The sequence below is a fragment of the Amycolatopsis sp. M39 genome (assembly GCF_001651785.1).
In the GTDB taxonomy this organism is placed as follows: Bacteria; Actinomycetota; Actinomycetes; order Mycobacteriales; family Pseudonocardiaceae; genus Amycolatopsis; species Amycolatopsis rubida.
The window spans coordinates 111,025-120,359 of the sequence record NZ_LWSF01000013.1 but is presented as its reverse complement, the minus strand read 5'-3'; the positions used below and the strand labels follow the sequence as shown (position 1 = coordinate 120,359).

At 67.9% G+C, this 9,335-nt stretch carries 10 protein-coding genes and 1 pseudogene; 4 read left to right on the top strand and 7 right to left on the bottom strand.

The genetic code is table 11. The features are described from left to right. Positions 1-900 (bottom strand): cobalamin biosynthesis protein (locus A4R44_RS25950; RefSeq protein WP_067585982.1); only part of this gene is annotated, 900 nt, incomplete at its 3' end. A 25-nt stretch (positions 901-925) separates the two neighbouring features. Beyond that, complete coding sequence (locus tag A4R44_RS25945; protein ID WP_067586139.1) at positions 926-1,609, bottom strand: FadR/GntR family transcriptional regulator; 684 nt, start codon at positions 1,607-1,609, stop codon at positions 926-928. Positions 1,610-1,735: 126 nt separating this feature from the next. Between A4R44_RS25945 and A4R44_RS25940 the strand changes: the two genes are divergently transcribed. From A4R44_RS25940 to A4R44_RS25925, 4 genes are all read left to right on the top strand, one after another. Next, positions 1,736-2,230: a gluconokinase gene (locus A4R44_RS25940; protein WP_067585979.1), complete on the top strand. Its 495-nt coding sequence runs from the start codon at positions 1,736-1,738 to the stop codon at positions 2,228-2,230. Continuing rightward, positions 2,227-3,594: a gluconate:H+ symporter gene (locus A4R44_RS25935; protein ID WP_067585976.1), complete on the top strand. Its 1,368-nt coding sequence runs from the start codon at positions 2,227-2,229 to the stop codon at positions 3,592-3,594. The genes A4R44_RS25940 and A4R44_RS25935 overlap by 4 nt, the downstream gene beginning before the upstream one ends. Positions 3,595-3,684: 90 nt before the next feature. Beyond that, positions 3,685-4,026: a helix-turn-helix transcriptional regulator gene (locus A4R44_RS25930; protein WP_067585973.1), complete on the top strand. Its 342-nt coding sequence runs from the start codon at positions 3,685-3,687 to the stop codon at positions 4,024-4,026. Beyond that, complete coding sequence (locus A4R44_RS25925; protein WP_067585970.1) at positions 4,023-4,532, top strand: SRPBCC domain-containing protein; 510 nt, start codon at positions 4,023-4,025, stop codon at positions 4,530-4,532. Before A4R44_RS25930 ends, A4R44_RS25925 begins: the two co-directional genes overlap by 4 nt. Positions 4,533-4,573: 41 nt before the next feature. Here A4R44_RS25925 and A4R44_RS25920 read toward each other — a convergent pair whose 3' ends face one another. From A4R44_RS25920 to A4R44_RS50740, 5 genes and pseudogenes are all read right to left on the bottom strand, one after another. Continuing rightward, positions 4,574-5,554, bottom strand: coding sequence for an N-acetylglucosamine kinase (locus A4R44_RS25920; RefSeq protein WP_067585967.1), 981 nt, complete (start codon positions 5,552-5,554; stop codon positions 4,574-4,576). Then, complete coding sequence (locus tag A4R44_RS25915) at positions 5,551-6,816, bottom strand: 6-phospho-beta-glucosidase (protein WP_067585964.1); 1,266 nt, start codon at positions 6,814-6,816, stop codon at positions 5,551-5,553. The genes A4R44_RS25920 and A4R44_RS25915 overlap by 4 nt, the downstream gene beginning before the upstream one ends. Then, a pseudogene (locus A4R44_RS25910) lies at positions 6,813-7,711 on the bottom strand (carbohydrate ABC transporter permease). The gene A4R44_RS25915 and the pseudogene A4R44_RS25910 overlap by 4 nt, the downstream one beginning before the upstream one ends. Then, positions 7,708-8,697 carry a carbohydrate ABC transporter permease gene (locus A4R44_RS25905; protein ID WP_067585961.1) on the bottom strand — a complete coding sequence of 330 codons (990 nt, stop codon included), beginning with the start codon at positions 8,695-8,697 and terminating at the stop codon, positions 7,708-7,710. Before A4R44_RS25905 ends, A4R44_RS25910 begins: the two are co-directional and overlap by 4 nt. Beyond that, positions 8,694-9,335: extracellular solute-binding protein (locus tag A4R44_RS50740; RefSeq protein ID WP_232791778.1), on the bottom strand; the 642-nt coding region annotated here is incomplete at its 5' end. The genes A4R44_RS50740 and A4R44_RS25905, both read right to left, overlap by 4 nt.

Here is a 9,335-nt window from a genome sequence, read left to right as displayed (position 1 = left end):
CGACCTTTCCCGGCGCACCCCGCTCGCCACCGCGGCCACGAGTACCGACGTCCCCGCAGCCAGCCACCCCACCACCCGGGACAACTCCACCGCGCGCGTCACGTGCCCGGCGTCCGGATTCCGGCCAACCCCGAGCACCGGCAACTCCACCACACCCTGCGGATACTCAGTCCGCCCGCCGACGCGAATCTCCAGCGCCCCAGCGAAAGCCGCCTCGACCCGACCCGCATTCGGGCTCGGATGCGCGATCGTGTCCCGCCGCCAAGCGCGCCACGCACCACCGGCCGAACCGCCGACCACCGGCGCACCCAAGACAGTCAGCGCGGCGGCGGCCCGAGTCGGCAAGAGGTGCACAAGTTCGTCAAGCCGGTCAATAACCCAGTGCCCGGGAAGCAACCGGCGCAGCAGCCCGACGGTCCGCGCCGCGAGCAGCCCGGGCACGCCCGCGACCGCGCCCCACAGCAGCGGGGTCACGACCACTTCGGACGTGTTCTCAGCCAGAGTTTCCACCGAAGCACGGGAAAGCCCGATCGTGCTCAGCCCGCCGGTGACGCGCGGGTCCAGTTCGGACAGTGTGTCGCGTGCGGGTTCGAGACGGCCTTCTTCGAGATCGCGAGCCAGCTCCGTCCCCTGGGTAGCCAGCCCGGCCGCGCCGACGACCGCCCAGGTCGCCACTGCCGTCGTCGTGGCTTGCAGCACCGGGCTGCGGCGGCCGGTGCGCTCGACCAGCACTCCGGCCGCGACTGCCGCGCAGGCGATTCCCAAGCCTGCCGCGCGTCGCGAACCCGTGGCGGCGACCACCTGACCGAAGGCGGCGACCGGCGGACGTCGCCGCGGGTCGCCGAGTGCTCCGTCGGCGGCCAAACCGAGAATCAAGCCGATCGCGCGCGCCGCGCTCACCTGTAGCCCCCCGAACGTGGACGATTCAGCCGCCGAGATTACTCGACACCGCGGCGGCGATTTCCTCGCGTGCCTGGTCCACGATGTCGCGCATCGCGCGTTCGGCGCGAGCCGCGTCGGCGAGGTCGACCGCTTCGGCGACCTCGACGTGCAGCGCGACCGCCTCGGGCTGCGGTTCGTCCGGCATCAGGCCGTGTCCGGTGCGACCGGCGAGTACTTCGGCGACCGCTGAGGACAGCTGCGCGAACATCGGATTCCGCGACGCGGACAGCAGCAGATCGTGGAATGCGACGTCGTGGCCGAGGAAGGCATCCAGGTCGCGGGCGCGCGCCGTGCGCTGGAGATGCACCGCCAGCGCGCGCAGCCGTCCGCGTTCCTCCGGGGTCGCCCGGAGCGCGGCGAACCGGGCGGCGCACGGTTCGACGGCCGAACGCAGCTCGGTCAGCGTGCGCAGCGCGGTCGGCCGGTCGGCACCGTCGAGCTGCCAGCGGATCAGCCTCGGGTCATAGTGGTTCCACTCGGCCGGCTCGCGGACGGTGACCCCGACGCGGCGGCGGCTGCTGGTCAACCCCATCGTCTCAAGGACCCGGACCACCTCGCGGGCCACCGTCCGCGAAGCCCCGTACCGCTCCTGCAGCTCCTCCGACCGCAACACCGCGCCCGGTGCCAGCTCACCGCTCGCGATGGCCGCGCCGAGTTCGTCGAGCATGTCCTCGTGCCGATCGTTCCCCACCGGGTTAACGTAGCGCGCTGACTCGATTAAGTACTACTTCTTCTTGATTAAGTAGTACTTTTGAGTTTGACTCTCCAGGGCACAAAGACGTGGGAGGTGCGCATGACGGTCATCGTGGTGATGGGCGTATCGGGCTCGGGCAAGACGACAGTCGGCACGGCGCTCGCGAAGGAACTCGGAACCGTGTACGCCGAAGCAGACACCTTCCACCCGCAGGCGAACATCGAAAAAATGACCGCCGGGCACCCGCTGAACGACGAGGACCGGGCACCGTGGCTGGCCGCGATCGCGGAGTGGATCGGGAAGCACCACGAAAACGGCGCGGTCGTCAGCTCGTCCGCCTTGAAGCGGCGCTACCGCGACGTGCTGCGCGGCGGCGGAGACGTGTGGTTCCTGCACCTGCACGGCTCGCGCGACCTGCTCGCCGAGCGGATGAAGACCCGCAGCGGCCACTTCATGCCGGTCTCGCTGCTCGATTCCCAGCTCGCCGACCTCGAACCGCTTGAGCCGGACGAGCCGGGGGCGACCTTCGACACCAGTCTCTCCCCCGCCGAACTCGTCGAGTCGGCGCTGACCGCGTTCCGGGAGCGCGCATGAGCACCCTCGCCGCCGGCTGGACCGGCCACGACACCCGCCTGATCCTCGCCACGGTGCTCGCCATCGCCGTGATCGTGGTGCTGATCAGCAAGGTCAAACTGCATCCGCTGCTCGCGCTCACGCTGGGTTCCGGCGTGCTCGGCCTGGTCGCCGGGACGCCGGTGGACAAGCTGCTGAAGAGCTTCACCAACGGCGTCGGCAGCACCGTCGCGTCCGTCGGCGTGCTGATCGCGTTCGGGGCGATGCTGGGCAAACTGCTCGCCGATTCCGGCGGCGCGGACCGGATCGTCGACACCGTGCTCGGCCGGGTCCGCGGCCCCGGGCTGCCGTGGGCGATGGCGCTGGTCGCCGCGCTGATCGGGTTGCCGATGTTCTTCGAAATCGGCCTCGTCATGCTGATCCCGGTGGTGCTGCTGGTCGCGAAGCGCAGCGGTAAACCGGTGCTGCTGCTGGGAATTCCGGCACTGGCCGGGCTGTCGGTGCTGCACGGCCTGATCCCGCCGCACCCCGGCCCGCTGGCCGCCGCCGGTTCGCTGAACGCCAACGTCGGCCTCACCCTGGGGCTTGGCCTGCTGGTCGGCCTTCCCACGGTGATCATCGCCGGTCCGTTGTTCGGCCGCCTCGCCGCGAAGATGGTGCCGGACGCCGCGCCGCCCGCCCGGCTGGTCCCGGAGTCCGAGGGCACCGACGAAAAGCACCGCCCGAGCTTCTTCGCGACGCTGTCCACGGTGCTGCTGCCGGTCGTTCTGATGCTGGCCAAGGCACTCGCGGACATCTTGGCGGACAAGGGAAACCCGGCCCGCCGCATCCTGGACTTCATCGGCGACCCGCTCGTCGCACTGCTGCTGGCGGTCCTGGTCGGCATGGTCGTGCTGGGCCGCCCGGCGCGGCTGAACCGGGAACGCCTCTCGTCGATCATCGGCGATTCCCTCGGCCCGATCGCCGGGATCGTGCTGATCGTGGCCGCGGGCGGCGGATTCAAGCAGACCCTGGTCGACGCCGGGGTCGGCGACGTGATCACCAGCCTCTCCCAGGGCGCGCACCTCTCCCCGCTGCTGCTCGGCTGGCTGGTCGCGGTGGCGATCCGCCTGGCGACGGGCTCGGCAACCGTCGCGACGGTCTCCGCGGCGGGCATCGTCGCCCCGCTGGCCGCGACGCTGGACCCGACGCACAACGCCCTGCTGGTGCTGGCCATCGGTGCCGGATCGCTCTTCTTCTCGCACCTGAACGACGCCGGGTTCTGGCTGGTCAAGGAGTACTTCGGGATGTCGGTCGGCCAGACGTTGAAGAGCTGGTCGGTGATGGAAACGGTGATCTCGGTGGTGGCGATCGCGCTGATCCTGCCGCTGGGCGCACTGCTTTAGCGCCGAACCCTTCGACGGCCGCCGGGTTTCGAGCCCGGCGGCCGTTCTCTTCGGTTGACATGTGACCTTTTGGTCACCTATTCTCGGTGCGTGCCCGACGAGGACCTGGTTTTCAAGGCGCTGGCGGATCCGACCCGCCGGTTCCTGCTCGACCTGCTCTACGAGCGCGACGGCCGCACGCTCACCGAGCTGGAGTCCGAAGTGGACATGACCCGGTTCGGGGTGATGAAGCACCTCAAGCTGCTCGCGGAGGCCGAGCTGGTCGTCTCGCGCAGGGAGGGGCGGGAGAAACGGCACTTCCTGAACCCGGTCCCGATCCGCCGGATCCACGACCGCTGGATCGACAAGTACACCGCACACCACACCTCGGCGCTGCTGGACCTCAAGGCCCAGCTCGAAGCCGAAGAATCGCAGAAGGAGCCCGGAACATGAGCGACACCACGACCGTGCAGGTCAACCGCGTCTACATCAAGGCCACCCCGCAGGCGGTGTGGGACGCCATCACCAAGCCGGAGTGGACGGCGAAGTACGGCTACACCGGCCTTGCCGACTTCGACCTCAAGCGCGGCGGCAAGCACCGCACCAAGCCGACCCAGGAGTTCATCGACTCCGGTTTCACCAGCGACCTCCTCGACGGCGAGGTACTTGAGGCCGATCCGCCGCGCAAGCTGGTGATCACCTGGAAACTGCAGATGGACCCGAGCCTCGTCGCCGAGCCGTACACCACGCTCACTTACGACATCGAGGAAACGCAGACCGCGGGCACCCGGCTCACGGTCACCCACGACGTCACCGGCGCGCCGAACCACGCGGCGCTCGTGTCCGGCGTGCACGAGGACATCAACGCCGGCCCGGGCGAGAACGCGGGCGGCGGCTGGGCTTGGGTCCTGTCCGACCTCAAGTCCGTTTTGGAGACGGGCAAGAACCTCACGGCCTGACGCGGGGGCGGGGTGGCTGCTTTCGAGCAGCCACCCCACATTCACGCGCGTTGCGTCGCGGCCGTCAGCGCGGCTTTCGCGGAGTCAGAAGCCCCGAGTTTGTCCAAACCGAACAGTGCGGCTCCGACAACCGGGTTCACCTCCACCACGCGCACCTGCGCCCGCGGCGCGACTTTCAGGCACCGCCGTTCGATGTCCGCGATCACGGAAGCGCCTACCCCGGTCAGCACGCCGCCGCCGAGAATGACCTCGGGAGCCGAGGTCGTGAGGTCCAACCGGCGCATGATCGCGGCCACCAGCAGGCTCACTTCCTCGGCGAACCGCGTCACCACTTCCTGTGCGACCTCGTCGCCTGCCGCGGCCACCTCGAACAACAGCGGGCAGAGACCATGGATCGAGGCGGCGTCGATCTCCTCGAAGTGCAGGCCCTGCACGACATCCAGCAGCGTCGCGGCACCGAAGTACTCCGCGACCGCCGATTCCAGCGCGGTCCGCGGACCGCGGCCGTCCTCAGCGCGGACGGCCCACCACAGCGCTTCCTCGCCCAGCCGGTACCCGCCGCCCCAGTCGCCCGACACCTTGCCCAGCGCGGGGAAACGGTAAGACCGGCCGTCCGGGGCGAAGCCGGCGCCGTTGATGCCCGCGCCACACACCACCGCTACCCCGGTGCCGTCGGAACTTCCGGCCCGCAGCAACGCGAGAACGTCATTGCCGACGTCCACAGTGGAACTCCAGCCGCGTGCGGACAAAGCCTTGTGCAGCGCCGTTTCTTCGCGGGGGAAGTCCAGGCCGGCCAGGTAGGCCGAGGTGTGCACGGCGAACGGCGGATCCGCAGGCAGCCCAGCAGCGTGCAGTGCTTTCTGGACGAATTCTTCCAACGCGGCAACGCATCCGTCGACCCCGACCCGCTGGGGAGAAACACCGGGGCCGCGGGAAGCGCCGAGCACGACGCCGTCCCGCGAAACGACCAGCACCTCGGTCTTGCTGTTCCCCCCGTCGATCGCGACGACGGTGTCGCTCATGCCCGCGCCCAGGGCAGGAAGTCCCGGTTGCGTGCGACGAGTTCGTCCGCGAGCTGGTCCGCCTTGGTGTACTGGCCGACCAGCGGGTGCGCGAGCAGGGCATCCGCGACCCGATCCCGGCCGCCCTTGATCGCGGCGTCCAGAGCCAGGTACTCGTAAGCCGTGACCCCGGCGATCAGTCCGGCGAATCGCGGGTCCACCGGAGACTGCGGAATCGGGTTCGCGTCCGCGGAATCCACAGTGGAGGAAACCTCGATCACCGCGTCGTCCGGCAGGAAATCGAACGTGCCGTTGTTGCCGACGTTCACCACGTGCTCCTCGGCGCCGCCGCCGGAAGTGAGCGCGTGCACGAGCTGCACCGCCGCCTCCGAGTAGTACGCGCCGCCGCGCTTCTCCAGCGATTCCGGCTTCGTGACCTGCTCCGGGTCGAGGTAGATCTTCAGCAGTTCTTCCTCGACGTCGCTGACCACCTCGGCACGCGGGCGCTCGGTCTGCTGCTTGGCGACCTGAGCGTCGTGCGAGTAGTAGTACTTGAGGTAGTACGACGGCACGGCCCGCATCCGCTGCATCCACTCAACCGGAACGCTGACCTCCGCGCCGAGGTATTCCGCGTGCTGGGCAAGCAGCTCCGGCAGCCGGTCGACGCCCTCGACCAGGACGCCGCGTTCCCAGCTCAGGTGGTTCAGTCCAGTGTGGATCAACTTGACGTCGCCGGTCGAAGCGCCGAGCAGCTTCGCGAACTTGCGCTGCAGGTTGATCGCGACGTTGCACAGGCCGACCGCACGGTGCCCCTCCTGCAACAGCGCGCGGGTGACGATGCCGACCGGGTTGGTGAAGTTGACGATCCAGGTGTCGTCACCGGCGACCTTGCGCACGCGTTCGGCGATGTCGAGCACCACCGGCACCGTGCGCAGCGCCTTCGCCAAACCGCCCGCGCCGGTCGTCTCCTGGCCGACGCAGCCGCACAGGTGCGGGAACGTCTCGTCCGACGCGCGCGCCTTCTGACCGCCGACCCGCAGCTGAATGAGGACCGCCGACGCGCCGTCGACGCCTTCCTCCAGACTCGCCGTCGTGCGCACGCGGGCCGGATGCCCCGCGTGGTTCAGCAGCCGCTGACTGAAATCGCCGACCGCTCCGACCCGGTAGGCATCCGGGTCGATCAGCACGATCTCGTCGACGTCGAGCGAGGCCCGCCGTCCGGCGATGCCGTCGATCAGCTCCGGCGTGTAGGTGGACCCACCGCCGACCACTGCCAGTTTCATCCCTTGACTCCCGTGAACGTGATGCCCTTGACGAACGACTTCTGCGCGAACACGAACAGCACGATCACCGGCAGCATGATCAGCGCGGTGGCGGCCATCGTGAGGTTCCATTCGACGTGGTGCATGCCTCGGAAGGACGCGATCGCCAGTGAAAGCGGCCAGTTGTCTTTGTTCTCGCCCGTGTAGAGCAGCGGGCCGAAATAGTCGTTCCAGGTGAACAGGAAGCAGAACATCGCGGTGGCCGCGATCCCCGGCTTCGCCATCGGGATCAGCACCCGCGTGAGCACCCGGAACTCGTTGCAGCCGTCGATCTTCGCCGCTTCGAGATAGTCCTTCGGAATGGTGAGGAAGAACTGCCGCAGCAGGAAGATCGAGAAGGCGTCGAAGAAGAAGTACGGCACGATGAGCGGCACCAGCGTGCCGGTGAACCCGAGCCGCACCCACAGATCGTACAGTGGAACGACGGTGACCTGCGGCGGCAGCATCATCGCGACGACCACGAGCATGAAGCACAGGTTCTGCCCGCGCCACCGCAGTTTCGCCAGCCCNCCAGCCCGTACGCCGCCGGGATCGCCGAGACCAGCGCACCGATCGTCGCCAGCGCCGAGTACAGCAGGCTGTTGCCGAAGTACTCCAGCAGCGGAGCCTTCTTGAACACTTCGATGAAGTTCTCGAAATGCCATTCGGCCGGCCACAGGCTGGACGTCATCGCCTGGTCGCTCTTCATCACCGAGGTGAGGAAAACGAACAGCAGCGGCAGCATGAAGATCACGCCGAGTGCGATGCCGACCGCGTGTGTGGCCACAAAGGACAGTTTTTTGTCCCAGCGCCGCTTGAACTTCTCCCGCGGATGCACCGGAGGAGCCGGGGGCGCGGGGGCTGAAATCGTGGTCATGCGCCCTCCTCCTGATGCTGGTTCTTCCGCATCTGCCGCACCAAAATCCAGGTGAACCCGGCCGACACCAGGAACAGCAGCACTGCCATCGCGGCCGCGTAACCCATGTTGAAGTACCGGAAACCCTGTACGTACAACCAGATCGGATAGGTCAGCGTCGAGTTCTCCGGCGCACCGATCAGTTTCGAGTTCCCCGCGACGTCCGCGGTGCCCGCGGAAGCGGACGCGGCGACGATCGCTTGGGTGAAGAACTGCAATGCGTAGATCATCGAGTTGACCACGCCGAACAGCAGCACCGGCGAGATCGACGGCAGCGTCACGTGCCAGAACCGGCGCACCGGACCGGCCCCGTCGAGTTCCGCGGCCTCGTACTGCTCCTGCGGAACGTCCAGCAACGCGGCCAGGATGATGATCATCAGCTCGCCCGAACCCCACAGCGCGAGCAGGGTCAGCGCGGGCTTCGACATTTCCGGGCTGTTGAACCACAATCCGCCGTCAATGCCCACCAGCCGCAGGAACCGGTTCACCGGGCCGAATTCCGGGTTGAACACGAAGACGAACGCGAGGGTCGCGGCCGCAGGCGGGGCGAGCGCGGGCAGGTAGCAGAGCGTGCGGACGATGCCGACGCCCGACTTCAGCCGCGAGATCACCGACGCCACGCCGAGCGAGAACAGCACCCGGCAAACGGTCAGGATGATCACCAGCCACAACGTGTTGTACGCGGCGGTTTTCACCAGCGGCTCGCTGGTGAACATGCGCACGTAGTTGTCAAACCCAATCCACTGTGGAGGGTTGATCAGGTCGTAGCGGGTGAACGAGTAGAACAGCGTCGCGCCGAGCGGGTAGGCGAAGAAGACGAGGAACCCGAGAGTCGCCGGCGCCATGAACCAGAAAACCGTGCGCCTGCGCTTGGCCCGGGGAGACCCCTTCCGCGCCTGGTTCGGCGCGGAAGGGGTTCCGGTTTCCGCTGCGGTCAGCGTGGTCATCCGCCGGCGCCCTTCTGCGCCAGTTCGTCGTTGATCTGCGCGTCGACCTTCTTCAGGCCCGCGTCCAGATCAGGCACCGACCCGGCCTGCCACTTCTCAGCGAAGTCGTTGACCGCCTTGAGGAACGCGTCGCCGATCGGCGTGGTCGGGTTGGCGACCAGCTTGCCGCTGTTGTAGATGTCGGTGAAGGTCTTGAACTGCGGCGGCATCTTCAGGTTCGGCGAGTTCAGCGAATCCTTGGTGCTGGGCACGTTGTTCAGGCCGTTGGCCATCTCGACGAGGGTGTCGGTGTCGAGCGAGGCCTGCTTGATCAGCTCCCACGCCGCGCCGGGGTTCTTCGCGCCCTTCGGGATCGCGATGATCGTGCCGGTGCCGAACCCGCCGCCGTACTGCCCGGCCAGGCTGTCGAGCACCGGAGCGGGGGCGGTGCCGTAGTCGAGCGAGGGCACCTGGTCCTTGATGAACGCGGTGCGGAACTCGCCGTCGTAGATCATCGACAGCTTGCCGGTCTGGAAACCGTTGTCCTTCGAGTACTCGTCACCCAGACCGGCCTTGAACTTCTCGACCTTCTCGTGCCCGCCGTAGAAGTCGATGAGCTTCTTCTGGAACTGGAACATCTCTTTCCAGCCAGGGCTGGA

Coding starts and splice junctions, on each gene's coding strand:
- A4R44_RS25945 (WP_067586139.1), bottom strand. CDS start 1,609: ATGCTCGACGAACTCGGCGCGGCCATCGCGAGCGGTGAGCTGGCACCG.
- A4R44_RS25940 (WP_067585979.1), top strand. CDS start 1,736: ATGACGGTCATCGTGGTGATGGGCGTATCGGGCTCGGGCAAGACGACA.
- A4R44_RS25935 (WP_067585976.1), top strand. CDS start 2,227: ATGAGCACCCTCGCCGCCGGCTGGACCGGCCACGACACCCGCCTGATC.
- A4R44_RS25925 (WP_067585970.1), top strand. CDS start 4,023: ATGAGCGACACCACGACCGTGCAGGTCAACCGCGTCTACATCAAGGCC.
- A4R44_RS25920 (WP_067585967.1), bottom strand. CDS start 5,554: ATGAGCGACACCGTCGTCGCGATCGACGGGGGGAACAGCAAGACCGAG.
- A4R44_RS25915 (WP_067585964.1), bottom strand. CDS start 6,816: ATGAAACTGGCAGTGGTCGGCGGTGGGTCCACCTACACGCCGGAGCTG.
- A4R44_RS25905 (WP_067585961.1), bottom strand. CDS start 8,697: ATGACCACGCTGACCGCAGCGGAAACCGGAACCCCTTCCGCGCCGAAC.